Source organism: Pseudooceanicola sp. DL12 (genome assembly GCF_056270665.1).
The window spans coordinates 4,378,277-4,396,079 of sequence record NZ_CM149884.1 but is presented as its reverse complement, the minus strand read 5'-3'; the positions used below and the strand labels follow the sequence as shown (position 1 = coordinate 4,396,079).

The window sequence follows — 17,803 nt, the reverse complement described above, 5'->3', positions numbered from 1 at the left end:
GACCATGACTCGCAAACTGATCGTCATCGGCGCCGGAATGGCCTCGGGGCGGATGCTCGAACACCTTTACGACGCCGGCGGCGACTGGGACGTGACCCTGTTCAACGCCGAGCCGCGCGGCAACTACAACCGCCTCATGCTCTCGCCCGTCCTCTCGGGCGAGAAGACCTACGAGGAAATTGTCACCCATGACGAGGCCTGGTACGAGTCCCATGGCGTGATCTGTCGCTTTGGCGAAAAGATCGTGGACATCGACCGCGCAGCGCGCACCGTCACCGCCGGGAACGGCGATGTCCTTTCCTACGACAAGTTGGTGATCGCCACCGGCTCCAATCCCTTCATCATCCCCATGCCGGGCCATGACCTCGACGGCGTGATCGCCTATCGCGACCTTGAGGACACCCGGCGCATGATCGACCTCGGCCAGCGCTCCGGCGCCCGGGCCGTGGTGATCGGCGGCGGGCTCCTCGGCCTCGAAGCCGCCGCCGGCCTGCATGCCCGTGGTGTCGACGTGACCGTGGTGCACCTGATGGGCCACCTGATGGAACGTCAGCTCGACGAGGCCGCCGGCTATCTGCTCCGCAAGGAACTCGTCGGTCGTGGCATCAAGGTGCTCTGCTCCACCAACTCCAGGGAAATCGTCGGCGAGAATGGCAAGGTAACCGCCCTGCGCCTCGAAAACGGCACCGAACTGCCCTGCGACCTGCTGGTCATGGCCGTGGGCATCCGGCCGAACACCGCGCTCGGCCAGCAGGCCGGGCTGGCCGTGGGCCGCGGCATCCAGGTGGATGACCAGATGGTCACCTCCGATGCCGACATCCTCGCCCTCGGCGAATGCGTGGAACACGACGGCGCTCTCTTCGGCCTTGTCGCGCCGCTCTACGATCAGGCCAAGGTGCTTGCCGCCACGCTCGACGGCAAGCCCGCGAAATTCGTGCAAAAGGACGTTTCGACCAAGCTCAAGGTCACCGGCTGCGATCTCTTCTCCGCCGGCGATTTCGCCGAAGGAGCCGACCGAGAGGACATCGTCTTCCGCGACCCAGCCCGTGGCGTCTACAAGCGCCTCGTGCTGAAGAACGACGCCATCATCGGCGCCGTCATGTACGGCGATACCGCCGACGGAAGCTGGTTCTTCTCCAAGATCAGGGACGGCGAATGCGTGGCCGAGATGCGCGACACGCTGATCTTCGGCCCGGCCTTCCAGGGGGGCGCCTCGGCGGACCCTTTGGCAGCCGTTGCAGCCTTGGCGGATGACGCCGAAATCTGCGGCTGCAACGGCGTATGCAAGGGTCAGATCGTTCAGGCCATCAAGGATGGCGCCGGCACCCTCGGCGACATCAAGGCCATAACCAAGGCCTCCGCCTCCTGCGGCACCTGCACCGGCCTGGTCGAGCAGGTCATGGCCTCCACCCTGGGCGATGATTTCGTCATCCCCGCCGCGGCCTCCGTCTGTGGCTGCACCGATCTCTCCCACGAGGACGTGCGCCGGCTGATCAAGAGCCAGGAGCTCAAATCGCAGGAGGCCGTCTGGCAGGAACTGGGCTGGAAGTCGGTCAACGGCTGCCACGTCTGCCGCCCCGCGGTGAACTACTACCTGCTGGCCGATTGGCCGCTGGAATACCAGGACGACCGGCAGTCGCGTTTCGTCAACGAACGCAACCACGCCAACATCCAGAAGGACGGCACCTATTCCGTCGTGCCCCGGATGTGGGGCGGCATGACCACCCCGGAGGAGCTGATCGCCATCGCCGAGGCCGGCCGCAAGTACGGCGGCACCCTGCATGTGACCGGCGGCCAGCGCATCGACATCCTCGGCATCCGGAAAGAGGATCTGCCCGCCATCTGGGCCGACCTGAACGCGGCCGGCATGGTCTCCGGGCACGCCTATTCCAAGGGTCTGCGCACCGTAAAGACCTGCGTAGGCAAGGAATTCTGCCGCTTTGGCACTCAAGACAGCTCCGGCCTCGGCATCAAGCTCGAAAAGAAGCTCTGGGGCGCCTGGACGCCGCACAAGGTCAAGCTCGGCGTCTCCGGCTGTCCGCGCAACTGTGCCGAGGCCACCTGCAAGGATATCGGCGTGGTCTGCGTCGACAGCGGCTATCAGCTGGGCGTCGCCGGGGCCGCCGGCATGGACGTCAAGGAAACCGAGCGCCTGGTCGACTGCAAGACCGAGGAGGAGGTGATCGAATGGACCGCTGCCTTCATGCAGCTCTACCGCGAGAACGCCAGGTACCTCGACCGCCCCTACAAGTGGGTCGCCAAGGTCGGCCTTGACTGGGTCCGTGACACCCTCTCCGATCCCGAGACCCGCGCCGCCCTGAACGAACGTTTCGAAATCTCGCAATCCGTCTACCGCAAGGATCCCTGGGCCGAGCACGCCGAGAAGCGTGCCGACATCTACCAGCCCCTTGCAGACCTGACCCTGGAGGCCGCGGAATGAACTGGATCGACATCGGACATATCGACGACATCCCGCTGCGCGGTGCGCGGCTGGTGAAAACCCCCGTGGGCTGTGTCGCGGTCTTCCGCACCGGCGAGGCCGAAGTCTATGCCGCCTCCGACCGCTGCCCGCACAAGGGCGGCCCCCTGTCGGAAGGCATCGTGCACGGCAACAAGGTCACCTGCCCGCTGCACAACTGGGTCTTCTCGCTCGAAACCGGGCAGGCCCAGGGCGCCGACGAGGGCGCCATCGCCACCTTCCCGATCCGGCTGGACGAAGGGCGCCTGCTCCTCGACGCCACCTCCGTCGGCAAGAGGAGCGCCGCCTGATGAAGGACGTCTCCGCACCCGGGATCCGCTCGACCTGCGCCTACTGCGGCGTCGGATGCGGCGTGCTGCTCTCGCCCGACGGGCAGGGCGGGTTGAGGGTTGCGGGCGACCCGGAGCATCCTGCCAATCGCGGGCGTCTCTGTTCCAAGGGCACCAACCTCGGCGAAACCGTTGGCCACGACGGGCGCCTGCTCACCCCGATGATGGGCGACAGGCCCGTCAGCTGGGATCATGCGCTCGACACGGTGGCGGCGCGGTTTCGCGACGCGATCACCAATCACGGGCCCGACAGCGTGGCGCTCTACGTCTCCGGTCAGCTCCTGACCGAGGATTACTACCTCGCCAACAAGCTCACCAAGGGCTTCTTCGGCACTGCAAATATCGACACGAATTCAAGGCTTTGCATGGCCTCCACCGTGGCGGGGCACAAACGCGCCTTCGGCACCGACACCGTGCCCGGCACCTACGAGGATCTGGAGCTCGCCGACCTGATCGTGCTGACCGGATCGAACCTCGCCTGGTGTCACCCGGTGCTCTATCAGCGCATCGTCGCGGCGCGTGCGGCGCGGCCCGAGATGAAGATCGTCGTCATCGACCCACGCCGTACCGCCACCTGCGACATCGCCGATCTGCATCTGCCGCTGAAACCGGGCAGCGACGTGGCGCTCTTCAACGGGCTGCTCTCGGCCATCCACGATGCCGGCGCCGTCGACAGCACCTTCATGGCCCATGTCGAGGGCTTCAACGAGGCGCTCGCCGCCGCCTCCACCTCCGACACCGGCCTGACCGGCCTCGATCCGGCGCTGCTGCGGCATTTCTTCCGCCTCTGGATCGGCACCGAGCGGGTCGTCACCGTCTTTTCCCAGGGCGTGAACCAGAGCTCTTCCGGCTCCGACAAGGTCAACGCCATCATCAACTGCCACCTCGCGACCGGCCGCATCGGCCAGCCCGGCATGGGGCCCTTCTCCGTCACGGGTCAGCCCAACGCCATGGGGGGGCGCGAGGTCGGCGGTCTGGCCAATACCCTGGCCTGCCACATGGACATCGAGAACGCCGACCATCGCCAGGCCGTGCGCAGCTTCTGGGATGCCCCCGCGATGCCCCGGCACCAGGGGCTCAAGGCCGTCGACATGTTCCGCGCTGTCGGCGAGGGCCAGATCAAGGCGCTCTGGATCATCCATACCAACCCCGCCGTCTCGATGCCCGATGCCGATGCCGTGCGCGCCGCCATCAAGGGCTGCGACTTCGTCGTGGTCTCCGACATCACGGGCGAGACCGACACCGCCCGGCTGGCCGACGTGCTGCTGCCCGCCGCCGCCTGGGCCGAGAAATCCGGCACCGTCACCAACTCCGACCGCACCATCAGCCGCCAGCGCGCCGTGCTGCCCGGGCCCGGCCTTGCCCGCCCCGACTGGTGGGCCCTCGCGCAGGTGGGCCAGCGGATGGGCTGGCGCGATGCCTTTGACTATGAACAACCTTCCGAGATCTTCCGGGAATATGCCGCGCTGTCCGGCATTGCCGGCGGCTTCGGGCTAGATTTCGACATTTCCGACCTGGCCGATCTCTCCGATGCCGCCTACGACGGTCTCCCCCCCACCCGCTGGCCCGTCACCAACGGGCGGCAGGGCGGGCGCTTCTTCGGCGATGGGCGCTTTTTCACCGCCTCGGGCAAGGCACGGATGCTGCCCCTCACGCCCCGTCCGCCAGAGGCACGGACGGAACCGCGCTATCCCTTCCGCCTGAACACCGGGCGCATCCGCGACCAGTGGCACACGATGACCCGCACCGCGAAATCGCCTCGGCTCTCCGGCCACCTGGCCGAGCCCTTCCTGGAAATCCACCCCGCCGATGCCACCCGCCTCGACATCGCGGCCGCCGACCTCGTGCAGGTCGACAGCCCCAATGGCCGCGCCATCCTGCGGGCGCTGATCACCGACCGGGTGCAGCCCGGAGAGGTCTTTGCGCCGATGCACTGGACGGGCGAAAACGCCCCCTCGGCCCGGATCGACGCCCTCGTAGCTCCGGTCACCGATCCGGTCTCGGGCCAGCCCGAGAGCAAGGCCGCCGTCGCCGCCGTGCGACCCTATCGCGCCGCATGGTACGGATTTGCCGTCTCCGCCCGGTCTTTCACGCCGGCGACGGCCTATTGGGCACAGTCGAAAACCACCACCGGCTGGCGTGCCGAGCTTGCAGGCGAGACTTGCCCCGGGAACTGGGAAGAATATGCTGAGGCTCTCTTCGGGCTGAAAGGTGCTCAGATGCAGGTTCTTTCCGATCCCCGCCGCGGCACCTTCCGCGCGGCTTTCCACGCCGATGGCGCGCTTCAGGCGGCACTCTTCGTGGCGCCCGAACCCGTCGCCGTCATGCGCGATTACCTGGCCACCCTGCCGGGCACCCCGGCACCCGCCGCCCTTTCGGGCCGGTCCGGTGCCGACATGCCCGATCCCGGCCCGGTGATCTGCGCCTGCTTCGGCGTGGGCGTCAACACGATCCTCGCCGCGATCGAGGATCAGGGCCTGATGTCCGTCGATGCCATTGGCAAGGCGCTTCAGGCGGGCACCAATTGCGGTTCCTGCCGCCCGGAACTCGCGAATCTGCTTGCGAAACTCCCCGCGCGCGAGGCCGCGGAATGAGCCTTGCGCCCCATGTCCGCACCCTCGGGCGTGGTCCCGGACGCTCGCGCTCGCTCACCTTCGACGAGGCCTTCGATTCCATGCGCATCATGCTGGCCGGAGAGGCCGCGCCCGAAAGCATCGGCGCCCTGCTGATGCTGATGCGCATGAAGGGCGAGGTGCCCGAGGAGATCGCCGGGTTTGCCGCCGCCGCCCGCGATACCCTGCCACAGATCCCGCCGCCCGCGCTCGACTGGCCCAGCTATGCCGCCGGGCGCACCCGCGGCCTGCCCTTCTTCCTGCTCTCTGCGCGTCTTGTTGCCTCTGCCGGGCATCCGGTCCTGCTGCACGGCTGGAATTCAGAGGCCCACATGGCCGAGGCCGCCTCGGTCCGCACAGCGCTGCCCCATGCCGGCATCACCGCTGCGCATTCCGTCGATCATGCCGGCGAGCTTCTCGCACGTGAGGGTATCGCCTATCTCCCGCTCGAAGCCTTCCACCCCGGGCTGCTGCACCTGCTGCAACTGCGCGACAAGTTCAACCTGCGCTCCTGCGTGAACACCGTGCTACGGGTGCTGAACCCGGCCAAGGCGCCCGCCTCGGTGCAGGGTGTCTTCCACCCGCCCTACCGAGAGCTTCAGGCAGACGCGGGCAAGCTCCTGGGCCAGCAGGCCCTGACAGTGATCAAGGGCGGTGGCGGCGAGTTCGAGCGCAACCCCACGAAATCCATCGCGCTTTTCGGCCTGCGCCGGGGCGAGAGCTACGAGGGCACTGCCCCCCAGCTCATCGAGGATACCGCGAAACTGAACCAGGGCTGGACCGATCCGGCCCGGCTCTCCGCGCTCTGGTCCGGCAACTGGCACGATCCCTTTGCCGAGGCCGTCGTCACCGGCACGGCCCAGCTCGCCCTCGACACGCTGGGCGCCCCCGCCGATGCGGCGCGCCTCTGGGCCGAACGCCCCGGTCAGACGGCCCGCGTTTAGCTCTCGGTCTGCACCGCCTCGACGATGTTGTTCAGCACCCCGTCGAGCAGGGCCATGTCCTCTGCCTCGCCCATCACCCGGATCAGCGGCTCGGTGCCCGATTTCCGGATCAGCAGCCGCCCGCCACTGCCAAGCTTCACCTCGCCGTCACGGATGCTCTGCTGTACCGCGTCGTTCTCGAGAGGCGCCTTGCCGTCGGCATAGCGTACGTTGATCAGCTTCTGCGGAACGGGCTCGAACACCGTCGACAGTTCGCTGGCCTTCCGTCCGGTTTCGACCATCGCCGCCAGGAATTGCAGCGCCGCCAGCAGCCCGTCGCCGGTGGTCGCGTGGTCGGTCATCACGATATGGCCCGATTGCTCGCCCCCCAGGTTGAACCCGCCCTGCAGCATCCGCTCGACCACGTAGCGATCGCCTACCGCGGTACGTTCCAGCGCAATGCCCTGCTGTTCCAGCCAGCGCTGCAGCCCGAGGTTCGACATCACCGTCGCCACCAGCGTGTCATTGGCCAGGCGCCCCTCGGCCTTCCAGCGGCTGGCAATCAGCCCCATGATCTGGTCGCCGTCGGCCACCCGGCCGGTCTCGTCGATCAGGATCACCCGATCGGCATCGCCATCCAGGCAGATGCCGATATCGGCGCGCGTTTCGCGTACCTTCTGGGCCGCGGCCTCGGGGCTGGTCGAACCGCAATTGTCGTTGATGTTGAAGCCGTTGGGCTCCACCCCCAAGGGGAACACCTCTGCGCCCAGCTCCCAGAGCACTGCCGGCGCCGCGCGGTACGCGGCACCGTTGGCACAATCGAGCACCACCCGCAGCCCGTCCAGCCGCGTGCGTCGCGGCAGGCTCGATTTGGCATATTCCACATAGCGGCCGCGGGCATCGTCGTAACGCCGCGCTCGGCCGATGTTCTCGGGCTGCGCCGGCGGCACCCCCTCTTCCATCAGCCGCTCGATCTCGGCCTCCGCCTCGTCCGAAAGCTTGAACCCGTCCGGGCCGAAGAACTTGATGCCGTTGTCCTCGGCCGGGTTGTGACTGGCCGAGATCATCACCCCCACGTCGGCCCGCAGGCTGTGGGTCAGATAGCCGATCGCCGGTGTCGGTACCGGGCCGAGCAGGAAGACATTCATGCCGGTCGAGGTGAAACCCGCCGTCAGCGCGTTTTCCAGCATGTAGCCCGACAGCCGGGTGTCCTTGCCGATGACCACGCGGTGCTCCTGGTTGTCACGACGGAAATAGCGACCGGCGGCGGCGGCCAGCTGCAGCGCTACCTCTGCCGTCATCGGCCATTTGTTGGCCTGTCCCCGTACGCCATCGGTTCCGAACAGTTTTCCAGCCATGCTTGTCTCCGAAGTTCTTGCCGGTCGTTCCCGCCGGTCGGACCAATGCCCGTTGCCTCTGATCCGACGCATATAAGCGCAGCCGGCGTTTCTGTCCATTTAACCGCATTTCGCGGGCCTGGGCACCGCCCGTCCTGCCACACCGGCGGGCCTTCGCCGCTGTCGCGCCACCGCGCCTTTCCCCGGATTTCGCCCCGGTCCAGCCCGCCCGGCGCGCCGGGGCCTCCCAGACAGGCCAATCAGGCACGGCTTGCCCCTGTCCGATCCTCGCCGGACAGGCGCCTGCCATCTCGAGCCGCGCCTCCCGGCACCATCCGGGCACGCGAATACCGGGGGCGGGCATTGCCCGACCCCGGCTTCATTCCTTTCCCCGGGCTTCTGCCCGTCTTCGGACGCAGCCCGGGTTTTCCGGGCCTCCTCGTCCGTCTTCGTCACATCCCGCCCGATCCGGCGCGCTTTGGCGCCCACGGCGGGATGGGGTGCGGGGCCTCTTCGAAGCCCCCGCCGGCTACCGCACGATGAATTCCGCGTGCAGTGCCCCGGCAGCCTTTATGCTCTTCAGGATGTCGATCATGTCACGCGGCGACACGCCCAGGGCATTCAGCCCCGCGACCACCTCGGACAGCGACGTCCCCTCGTTGATTTCCGCCAGGCCGATGCCCGGCTCTTCCTGGATCTCGGCATTGGTGCGCGGCACCACCACCGTCTGCCCCTCGGAGAAGGGATTCGGCTGTACCACCATCGGTTCTTCCTGGATGCGCAGGGTCAGGTTGCCCTGGCTGACGGCCACGGTGCTGATCCGCACGTCCTGCCCCATCACGATGGTACCGGAGGCCTGATCGACCACCACCCGCGCCTTTGTCTCGGGTTCGACCAGGATGTTCTCGATCCGCCCGATGGCATGGGCCGGAGAGGCCATGCGCGTGCTGCCGATGTCGAGGCGCACGGTGCCGCTGTCCAGCATCACCGCCACGGGGGCGCCGAAGTTCTGGTTTATGGCCTGCTCGATACGGCCCGCGGTGGTGAAATCCGGCTCGCGCAGCGCAAGGCGCAGCGTGTTGAGCGAGGAGAGCTGGAAATCCACTTCCCGCTCGACCCGCGCACCGGAGGGGATCACCCCCGCCGTCGGCACACCCTGCACCTCGGTCGCGCCATCGCCCTGGGCCGCCACGCCCCCGGCGATCACCGTGCCCTGTGCCACCGCATAGATCTGCCCATCGGCGGCGTTCAGCGGCGTCATGATCAGAGTCCCGCCCAGCAACGACGAGGCATCGCCGATGGCGGAAACCGTGATGTCGACGGTGCCGCCGGCACGGGCAAAGGGCGGCAGGGTCGCGGTAACGAAAACCGCGGCCACGTTCTTGGGTCGGTACTGCTCTCCCGTCACGTTCACGCCCAGCCGCTCGAGGATGTTCGTCATGATCTCCTCGGTGAAGGGTGCATTGCGGATGCCGTCGCCGGTGCCGTTCAGCCCTACCACGAGGCCATAGCCCACCAGGTCGTTGCCGCGCACCCCGTCGAATTCCACCAGGTCCTTGATCCGGATCGGCGTGGCATGGGCGAGACCCGGCAGCAGGAGGGCAAGGCAGAACAGGAGGCGTGTCAGCATCAGAGATAGTCCATCAGCGAAAGGCGCGAGAGTTTGACGGTCACGTTGTAGAGCGCCTCGAGCTGGTACTGGACATCCTCGAGCTGCATGGCCCCCTCGTAGGGGTCCACCTCGAGGAGCTCGGTCCGCGCCATCAGGAAACTGGTGCGCTCGGCGGAGATCCGGGTCGAGGCCTCCGCGGTGCGCTGCTGGGCATAGCCCAGGTCGGCGCGCACCCTGACCAGCCCCTCCTGCTCCAGCGTCAGGCCCTGACCGGCGGCCATGACCATCTCTTCCTGCAGCGCCGGAGCAAAGCCCAGTGCCGAATCAGAGGCCAGCGCGGCCATGGCGGTATGCTTCAGCAGCACCCGCAGCGACATGTCGTCGGCCCGCAGGTCGAGGTCGATGGTTTCGCCCGCGCCCAGGCGGAAGGGCTGCAGAGAGGTCGTCGCCCCCTGGTAGGCGAGGGTCTCGTAGCCACCGCCCGTGCCCTCGAACCAGGTGTCGAGGATCGATTCGATGCCCGCCAACGTGGTCTGGCCCGCCACGAGCGTGCGCAGGTCGGTCAGCATGTCCTCGGCACTGATCAGCGGCGCCTGGTCCGGCGTCACGCCGGAAAACAGCGCCCGGCCGGCCACTTCCTTGTTCAGCGCGCTGACCATCGACACCATGTCGCCGGCCGCCCGGTCGGAGAGGTTGGAGATCACCTCGGTCACCTTGGCATTGGCCGCGCTCAGGGCACTGATCCCGAGATCCGAGACCAGGGTCTGGAACTGCTCCAGCGCCGCCTGCATGCCGTCGGTAAAGACGATCGCCTCGTTGGTGGCGGTCTCGTATCCCTCCAGTACGGTCAGGTTCCGCTCGATGTCCGAAAGATAGGAGTAGCTGCCCGACAGGTGCCGCGCCACGTCGGCGGTGCGGCCGCTGGCCAGCTCCTCGACCAGGGTGCCCATGCGGGTCTTCAGATCAACGTTGTGCTGGCGCAGCATATAGCCCTGGGCCAGATCGCCTATGGAAACAATGGCCATGTTCAGATCCTCATCAGCATGTCGAGCATGTCCTCGATGGTTTGCACCAGCCGCGCGTTGGCGGCATAGCTCTGTTCGATCAGGAGCAGGTTCTGCGTCTCCTGATCGGTGTCGACCCCGTCGCTCAGCATGCGGGATTTCAGCTCGCTCTCTCGGGTGTTGGCAAAGGCCACGTCCTTGTCGGAGGTGTTGCGCTCGCTGCCCACCAACGTCAGCAGGCTCGAAGCCAGCCCCGAGGCGCTGATCCCCGAGGCGCCGAAGACCGAGGCGCTCGGCGCGCGTTTCTCCGACAGGGCGTCGATCATGTCGTAGATCAGCCCGGCCTCGCCCACGGAACCCTCGGTGAGGGCGCCGAGACCGTCGCGGATGCGCCAGACGGCACCGCCCTGCTCCGGATCCACCAGCGCGTTCACCTCGATGCGGGCCGACAGCCCTACCTCGTCGGCGGCATTGAAATAGGCTCCGCCATCGGTGAACAGCCCCGGATCGCCCGCCGCCCGCGTGGCATCGAGGCCCGCGTCCTGAAAGCGTTCGACCATGTCGCGGGCAACGCTGTCGATGCGGGTCTGCGCCTCGACCGCGAGGCCGTCCCGGATGTCGAAGAGCGCCGCCAGGCGCGCGCCGTATATCGGCCCGGTGGAGGTGGAGGTATTCACGGCCACGCCGTCGATGGTCAGAGCTGAGAGCAGCCCGGCGCCCAGGGTCATGTCGGCGGTGATCGTGTTGGTGCGCTGAAAACCAAGCTCCGCCGCCTCGCTGTCGACCAGCACCGCGCCCCCCGGGGTATATAGCGCGATCGCGCCGCCCTCGCGCGGGGTCTCGATCACCGGGATGATCTCGGACAGCTCGTTGATCGCCGCCTGCCGGTGATCCATGAGAGAGGCGGTGTCGCCGCCGGTATGGGTGGCGTGGCTGATCTGTTCGTTCAGCGTATCCACCTGACGCATCAGGGAATTCGCGCGATCCACGGCCGCCGCGATCTCTGCGTCGGCCTCCTCGCGCAGCTTCTGTATGCCGTCCGAGGTGTCGTTCAGCGTGCTGGCCAGCTTCTTTGCCGCGCCCAGCACGTCGGTCAGCCGCTCCGGCAGGTCGGGCCGGGAGGAGGCCGCCACCAGCGCGTTCTCGAAGGTCGCATTTCGCCCCGAGATCGAGAAGTAGTCCTCCGGCGTGCCCATCATGGTTTCAAGCCGGGTGTAATAGGTGTTGGTCGTGTCGATATAGGCCAGGTCGGACTCGGCGTTGCGCCAGTCGCCGACCAGGTAGCTGTCGACATAGCGCACCACCCCGTCGATCATCACCCCGCCGGAGGTGCCCCCGGCGCGGGCCGAGATCTCCAGCTCGCGGCGGCCATAGGCCTCGTTGGTGGCATTGGCGATGTTCGAGGACACCACCGTGGCGGCGCGCGAGGCTGCCGTCAGCCCGGATAGGGCGTTGGAAAGGGCTCCGGAGAGGCTCATGGCTCTGTCCTTCCGTCAAAGGAGGAAATGGCGGCGCCCCGCCATTGAAGGGTCGCGGGGGGCGCCTGCCGTCATCAGCGCTTGATGTTGGTGGTTTCCTGCAGCATCTCGTCGACCGTCTGGAACACCTTGGCGTTCGAGGAATAGGCGCGCTGGGTTCGGATCATGTCCGTCAGCTCGCCGGCCACGTCGGTCGAGGATTCCTCGCGGGCAAAGGCCGCGATCTCGCCGGTGGGGCCGTCGCCGGCATCCCAGAGGAAGAAGGGCCCGCTCTCCATCGTCACGGCGTAGGTCTGATAATCGATGGATTCCAGGCCGTTGAGGTTCGGCACGTCGACCAGCGGCACCTGGTAGATCGTCAGGCTGGCGCCGTTGTCGTAATAGGCATGGACGAAACCGTTGGCATCCACCTCGACCGAGCTGACGCTGCCCACCGGCGTGCCATCCTTCGAGATCAGCTTGGGCACATAGGTATCCGACAGCTGGGTCATGCCGGTGGAGGTGCCGCTGATGCCGATATCGACCTCCAGCGGGCCGCCGGCGGCGGTGATGATCACGGTGCCGGTCGTGGCGTTATAGGCGCCGCCGGTGGTGGCGGTCACCGTATCCAGCGTGCCACCCGCGGTGCGGCTGTCGTTGAACGTCATGGCATATTCGCCGATCGGCGTGCTGCCGGTGGCACTGTCGACGATCGACATCGACCATTCGTTGCTCGCGCCGGTGGCCGGCACGTTCGGGGTAAAGGTGATCGTCAGCGTCTCGGACTTGCCGAGGTTGTCGTAGTATTCCACCACCATCTGCCGGGTGTCGCCGCTGGCGCCGGCCTCGGTTTCGGTGGCGGGCAGGTTCACACCCAGGTGCACCTGGGTCGTCGGCTCGCCCGACAGCGCGTTCAGGTCCACCTTGACCGGCTCGAGCCCGTCATCGGTCTCGCGTGGCGAGAGCGGCACGGTGCCATCGGGATCCGCCGGCCAGCCCAGCAGCATCAGACCCGATTCAGTGCGCAGGTAGCCCTCTTCGTCGGTGCGGAACGAACCGGTGCTCGTCATCATCATCGTTTCGAAGGTGCCGGTCGCATCCACCTCATAGGCCGCCGCCACGGGCAGCATGCCGCGGCCACGCACGGCCAGGTCGGTCGAGTTGGAGGTGGAGACCAGCGTACCGCGCTGATCGATCATGCGCTGGGTGGTGGCACGCACACCGCCGGCGGAATAGGATCCGCCCCCGTTCGTACCCACGACCATGGAATGAAAATCCGCTTCGACCCGCTTGTACCCGTAGGTCTGCGAGTTCGAAATGTTGTCCGCGATCGTCGCCAGCCGCGTAGAGTTCGCAGTCAGCCCGGACACCCCCGCATTGAGGGAGGAGGAAATAGTCATGAATACGCCTTTCTGCTGCATCGACCTTTCGTCGCTGCACAGAGCTAAGCGCGCCGCCTTAACATGCGGCTAACAACTAAAATCCTCACCACTTCTGCGATTATGATGCCGGCCCGGATGCTTCGACCCGGGCCCCTTGCAATCCCTGCCCGGCGCCTAGCGCCCGGCGCGCAACAGGATGATTTCCAACCGGTTATTGCGCTTCGACATCGGATTGCGGGCGGCCAGCTCGCGGTCTGCATGGCCGGTGATGCGAGAGATCCGATTGGCCGGCAGGTGTTGCTGCACCAGAAGCGCCCGCATGGCATCCGCCCGTTCCGTCGAAAGTTCCCACACGGGATTCTGGCTCACCACCACCGGACGGGACCGCACGTGCCCCTCGATTGCGATTTCATTGGTGACAAGCGAGGTCACCCGCACCAGCATTCCGGCCAGCGCCTCCAGCAGCGCGGTCGGCTCGGCCGTCTCGCCCTGGAACAGGTCGCCCTCGTCGGTTTCGAACAATTCGATCACCAGGCCCTCGTCGGTGACCCGCGTGATGATGTGCTTGAAGGCATCGGGGTGCACGTCGCTCTCCCCCGCCTTGCCGAGCAGCATCTTCTCAAGCTCTTCCAGCTTGTCCTGCTCGCCGTCGCCCGCCTTCTCATCGGCGTCGCGGCCGCTGGCCTTGACGTCCGGCGTCGGGTTCAGCGAGGTTGCGCCGGTGCCCACCTGGGGCTGCGCGATCTCCGAGAAGACGCTCTCGCCGCCAAAGGCGCCGTCTCCCCCGCCCGAGACTCGGTTGATCGGAATCGTCGGAGAGAAGTAATCCGCGATCCCCTTGCGTTGCTTTTCCGTTGTTGCGTTCAGCAGCCACATCAGCAGGAAGAAGGCCATCATGGCCGTCACGAAGTCTGCATAGGCAACCTTCCAGGCCCCACCATGGTGCCCGTCGCCGCCAGCGACTTTCTTCCGTTTGATGATGACCGGCGCGACAGGATTCTGCCCAGCCATTACCACCACCTTTTAACTCACCCGGGATCAGATCTAGCGGCGCTTGGTTGTGATCCGCTTAACAGTCGCAATTGTCCATATTCCGGCGGCACCCGGGCACGCGGTGCAGCAGGGGAGCGGGAAAAGCGAAAATTAACTTTTCGCCCGCATACCCGGAAGATGACTGACGGAGATACGGATGACTGACGGCCTGTTGTTTCTCGGGTCCAACGGCCGCGTGGGGCCTCTCTTGCGGCGTCCCGAAACCGAGGGGCTGCTGCCGCCCGGAACACGTGTCACATGGCAGTCGCGCCGCTGGCCCCGCGCCCGGCCGGGAGGGCCCAGGGGCACCACGCAGGGGATCACCTGGTCGCCCGGTCAGCCCTGGACCGGCCCCGTACCCGAGGTCATCGTCGCGCTCTGGGGCGTGACCGCCGGCACCGAGGCGCAACTCGACGTGAACGCGACCCTGGCCCGCGCCGCCCTCGATCTGGCACGCGAAACCGGTGCGGGGCGCGTGCTGCACATGTCCACCGCGGCCGTCCATACCGGTGCCTTCGGCGACCCGGTCACCGAATCCACGCCACCCCGGCCCGTCTCGGCCTATGGCCGCGCCAAACTGCAGATGGAACAGGCCATTGCCGACTGGCATGCCGACCATCCCGGCGGCCCGCGCAGCTGCATCCTGCGGCTGGCCAACGTGGCGGGGGCCGACATGCTCTTCGGCAACATGCGCCGCCCCGGGGCCATCACGCTCGATCGGTTCGCCGACGGATCCGGCCCGCGGCGCAGCTATATCGCCCCGCGCGACCTGATGCGCGCCATCTCCGCGCTCGCCTTCTGTCCGGCTCAGGACCTGCCCCGCGTGGTCAATGTGGGCGGGCTGAAACCCGTTGCCATGGAACAGATTCTCGCCGCCGCGGGCTGGCCCCTGCGCTGGCGCCGGGCGCCCGACAACGCGCTGCCGCTGCTCTGGCTCGACACCACGCTGCTGCACGGGCTGACCGGTCCGCTGCCCGACAGCATCGACCCGGAGGCCCTGGCGGCCCAGGGTCTCGGTCAGGGCGGGCGCGGCGACAGTTCCAGGGGACTGGCCTCATGACCCGGCGCAAGCGGATCTTCGACCTCGTGTTGGCGCTCTGCGCCCTCGCGGTGCTCTGGCCGGTGATCCTGCTGGTGGCCCTCGCGGTGCTGATCCGCGACGGCCGGCCTGTCTTCTACGTTGCCGAACGGATGCAGAGCCCGGAGCGCGGCTTTGCGCTGGTGAAATTCCGCACCATGCGACCGGTGCGTGACGACAGCGGCGTCTCCGGCGGCAACAAGGCCGACCGGATCACCGCCACCGGGGCTTTCCTGCGTCGCTGGCGCCTGGACGAGCTGCCACAGCTCTGGAACATCCTGCGCGGCGACATTTCCTTTGTCGGGCCGCGCCCGCCACTGCGGCAATATGTCGAAGCCTTTCCAGAGGTTTACGCCCAGGTTCTGGCCTGTCGTCCGGGGCTGACCGGCCTCGCCACCGTGGAATTCCACCGCACCGAGGCCGCCTTGCTGGCGCGCTGTACCACGGCCCAGGAATGCCACCGCGTCTATGCAAGGCGCTGCGTACCCGCAAAGGCGCGGCTCGACCTGCTCTATCGCCGCAATCAGTCGCTGCGCCTCGACGCGTTGCTGATCCTGCGCACGCTCAGCCGGCGGGTGCCGATCCGGCGGCGTTATCGGAATGATAAGGGGTTTCGCGTTAGCTGACCGCGATCCGCCGGGAGGGGCCCGGCGGCGGCCAGGGGTTTTGAGTCCGCGCATGTCTTCCCGTCCGACCCTGCGCTTTCTGACCGTGCTTGCGCCGCGGCAAAAGGCGGCGATCCTGCTGTCGCTCGACGCGGGCGTCACGCTGCTTGCACTCTGGTCCGCCGGCGTCGTGCTTCAGGCCGGCGGGTTTCCCGCGCTCCGCTTTGTCCTCGCCATGCTCGCCGCCGTGCTGACCACCGGCGGCTATCTCGGCCTGCACCGGATGAAGCTTCAGGATTACGGCCGCCACGGGGTGGTCGAGACCTTCCTTACCGCCGCCTCGGCCGGGGCGGCGCTGGCCCTTGCCGGTGCGCTGACCGGCGGCATGGCACCGGCGCAGATGCTGCTTACCGCGCTGCTCTTCCTCGCTCTTTCCTATGTCGCGCGGTTGCTGCTGCTGCAGCTTGCGGTGCTGGCCTACCGGATGGCACAGGCCCATCGCCGGGTGCTGATCTACGGCGCCGGCCCCACCGGACAGAAAATCGCCGCCGTGCTCGCGACCGACGATGCGCTGCATCCGCTGGCCTTCGTCGATGACAACCCGGCACGGCAGGGCCTGGTCGTCGCCGGGCTGCAGGTGCATTCCCAGCTGCGCCTGGCCCAGCTGGTGCAGCGCCTCGATATCGACCTGGTCGTGCTCTCGACCCCCGATGCCGGCCCCGCCGATCTCGCCCCGCTGCTCTCGGGGCTGGGCTGCGAGATCCTCTCGCTCGCGGATTTTGCCGAGCAGATGACCGGCACCCGCCGTCCCGGCACCCAACCCCTGCGCGAGCTGCTGGGGCGCGAGCGCCTAGAGCGGCAACTGCCGGAGAGCGGGGCCAGCTATCGCGGCAAGCGCATCCTGGTCACCGGCGCCGGTGGCTCGATCGGCGGCGAACTCTGCCGGCAGCTCTCCCGCCACCGGCCCGCACGCCTCGTCCTGCTCGATCATTCCGAGCTCGCGCTCTATTCGATCACGCAGGAACTCTCGCGCATTGCCCCCGACCTGCCGCTGGTGGCCTGCCTGGGCTCGGTCTGCGACCCCGATCTGGTGGCCGAGATCCTGAAGGACCAGCAGATCGACACGATCTTTCACGCCGCCGCCTACAAGCACGTGCCGCTTGTGCAGCAGAACGTGATCGAGGGGCTGCGCAACAATGTCATGGGCACCCGTACCCTCGCCGATCAGGCCGTTCGCGCCGGCGTGGCGGATTTCATCCTGATTTCAACGGACAAGGCCGTGCGCCCCAGCTCCGTCATGGGGGCCACGAAACGCCTGGCCGAGGAGATCGTGCAGGATCACGCGCAGCGTTCCGGCGGCACCTGCTTCTCGATGGTGCGCTTCGGCAATGTCATGGGCTCCTCCGGTTCGGTGATCCCGCTCTTCGAGCAGCAGATCGCCCGTGGTGGCCCGGTCACCGTCACCCATCCGCAGGTCACGCGCTATTTCATGACCATCCCCGAGGCCGTGCGCCTGGTCCTGCTCGCCGGCAGTTTCGCCCGCGGCGGAGAGGTCTTCGTGCTCGACATGGGCGCGCCGGTCTCGATCCTGCAGGTGGCGCGGCAGATGATCCGCGGCGCCGGCCTGACCGAACGCACGGCCGACCACCCGGAGGGCGAGATCGAGATCATCTTCACCGGTTTGCGCGAGGGCGAGAAGATGCACGAGGAGCTGCTGATCGGCGACGACATGCTGCCCACGCCCCATGCCCGCATCCTGCGCGCGCAGGAGGATCACCTGTCCCAGATCGAGCTGGCCGCCGCACTTTCCGACATCCGCCGCGCCATCGAGGCCCGCGACCACGAGGGCGCCCATGATGCGCTCGACTTCTGGGTCAGCACCCGCGCGGCGCCCGCCCCGGTGCAGCAGCGCAGCCGCCGCAAGCCCCGGATCCGCGCCGACGGGCCCTGAGG

Annotated in this window: 13 protein-coding genes; 7 read left to right on the top strand and 6 right to left on the bottom strand. The window is 67.4% G+C overall.

Annotated features, from left to right (window positions below):
* Positions 1-4 precede the first annotated feature (4 nt).
* Genes nirB through AC0WR5_RS20540 form a run of 4 tightly spaced genes read left to right on the top strand, consistent with a single transcriptional unit; the run spans position 5 to position 6,364 of the window.
* A complete protein-coding gene (gene nirB, locus AC0WR5_RS20555) occupies positions 5-2,440 on the top strand; it encodes a nitrite reductase large subunit NirB (protein ID WP_475865803.1) in 2,436 nt (811 codons plus the stop codon).
* Positions 2,437-2,769 carry a nitrite reductase small subunit NirD gene (gene nirD / locus AC0WR5_RS20550; protein WP_475865801.1) on the top strand — a complete coding sequence of 111 codons (333 nt, stop codon included), beginning with the start codon at positions 2,437-2,439 and terminating at the stop codon, positions 2,767-2,769. Before nirB ends, nirD begins: the two co-directional genes overlap by 4 nt.
* Entirely contained in the window at positions 2,769-5,402 is a 2,634-nt protein-coding gene (locus AC0WR5_RS20545; RefSeq protein ID WP_475865800.1) for a molybdopterin-dependent oxidoreductase, read from the top strand. Before nirD ends, AC0WR5_RS20545 begins: the two co-directional genes overlap by 1 nt.
* Entirely contained in the window at positions 5,399-6,364 is a 966-nt protein-coding gene (locus AC0WR5_RS20540) for a glycosyl transferase family protein (RefSeq protein ID WP_475865798.1), read from the top strand. The genes AC0WR5_RS20545 and AC0WR5_RS20540 overlap by 4 nt, the downstream gene beginning before the upstream one ends.
* Here the strand turns inward: AC0WR5_RS20540 and glmM are convergent.
* The 6 genes from glmM to AC0WR5_RS20510 all read right to left on the bottom strand — a co-directional run bounded on the left by glmM (position 6,361) and on the right by AC0WR5_RS20510 (position 14,146).
* Complete coding sequence (gene glmM / locus AC0WR5_RS20535) at positions 6,361-7,701, bottom strand: phosphoglucosamine mutase (protein WP_475865797.1); 1,341 nt, start codon at positions 7,699-7,701, stop codon at positions 6,361-6,363. The two genes, AC0WR5_RS20540 and glmM, sit on opposite strands and share 4 nt — an antisense overlap.
* Positions 7,702-8,209: 508 nt before the next feature.
* Entirely contained in the window at positions 8,210-9,310 is a 1,101-nt protein-coding gene (locus tag AC0WR5_RS20530; RefSeq protein ID WP_475865795.1) for a flagellar basal body P-ring protein FlgI, read from the bottom strand.
* Positions 9,310-10,317, bottom strand: a complete 1,008-nt coding sequence (locus AC0WR5_RS20525; protein ID WP_475865793.1) for a flagellin — start codon at positions 10,315-10,317, stop codon at positions 9,310-9,312. Before AC0WR5_RS20525 ends, AC0WR5_RS20530 begins: the two co-directional genes overlap by 1 nt.
* 2 nt (positions 10,318-10,319) lie before the next feature.
* Positions 10,320-11,774 carry a flagellar hook-associated protein FlgK gene (gene flgK / locus AC0WR5_RS20520; RefSeq protein WP_475865791.1) on the bottom strand — a complete coding sequence of 485 codons (1,455 nt, stop codon included), beginning with the start codon at positions 11,772-11,774 and terminating at the stop codon, positions 10,320-10,322.
* A gap of 74 nt (positions 11,775-11,848) precedes the next feature.
* Complete coding sequence (locus tag AC0WR5_RS20515) at positions 11,849-13,153, bottom strand: flagellar hook protein FlgE (protein WP_475865789.1); 1,305 nt, start codon at positions 13,151-13,153, stop codon at positions 11,849-11,851.
* A gap of 156 nt (positions 13,154-13,309) precedes the next feature.
* A complete protein-coding gene (locus AC0WR5_RS20510; RefSeq protein ID WP_475865787.1) occupies positions 13,310-14,146 on the bottom strand; it encodes a flagellar motor protein MotB in 837 nt (278 codons plus the stop codon).
* Positions 14,147-14,324: 178 nt separating this feature from the next.
* Between AC0WR5_RS20510 and AC0WR5_RS20505 the strand changes: the two genes are divergently transcribed.
* From AC0WR5_RS20505 to AC0WR5_RS20495, 3 genes are read left to right on the top strand one after another with little or no spacing between them, the layout of a single operon-like run.
* Positions 14,325-15,227 carry an NAD-dependent epimerase/dehydratase family protein gene (locus tag AC0WR5_RS20505; protein WP_475865786.1) on the top strand — a complete coding sequence of 301 codons (903 nt, stop codon included), beginning with the start codon at positions 14,325-14,327 and terminating at the stop codon, positions 15,225-15,227.
* Positions 15,224-15,871, top strand: coding sequence for a sugar transferase (locus AC0WR5_RS20500; RefSeq protein ID WP_475865785.1), 648 nt, complete (start codon positions 15,224-15,226; stop codon positions 15,869-15,871). The genes AC0WR5_RS20505 and AC0WR5_RS20500 overlap by 4 nt, the downstream gene beginning before the upstream one ends.
* Before the next feature lie 52 nt (positions 15,872-15,923).
* Positions 15,924-17,801, top strand: a complete 1,878-nt coding sequence (locus AC0WR5_RS20495; RefSeq protein ID WP_475865784.1) for a polysaccharide biosynthesis protein — start codon at positions 15,924-15,926, stop codon at positions 17,799-17,801.
* The last annotated feature ends 2 nt before the right edge of the window (positions 17,802-17,803 follow it).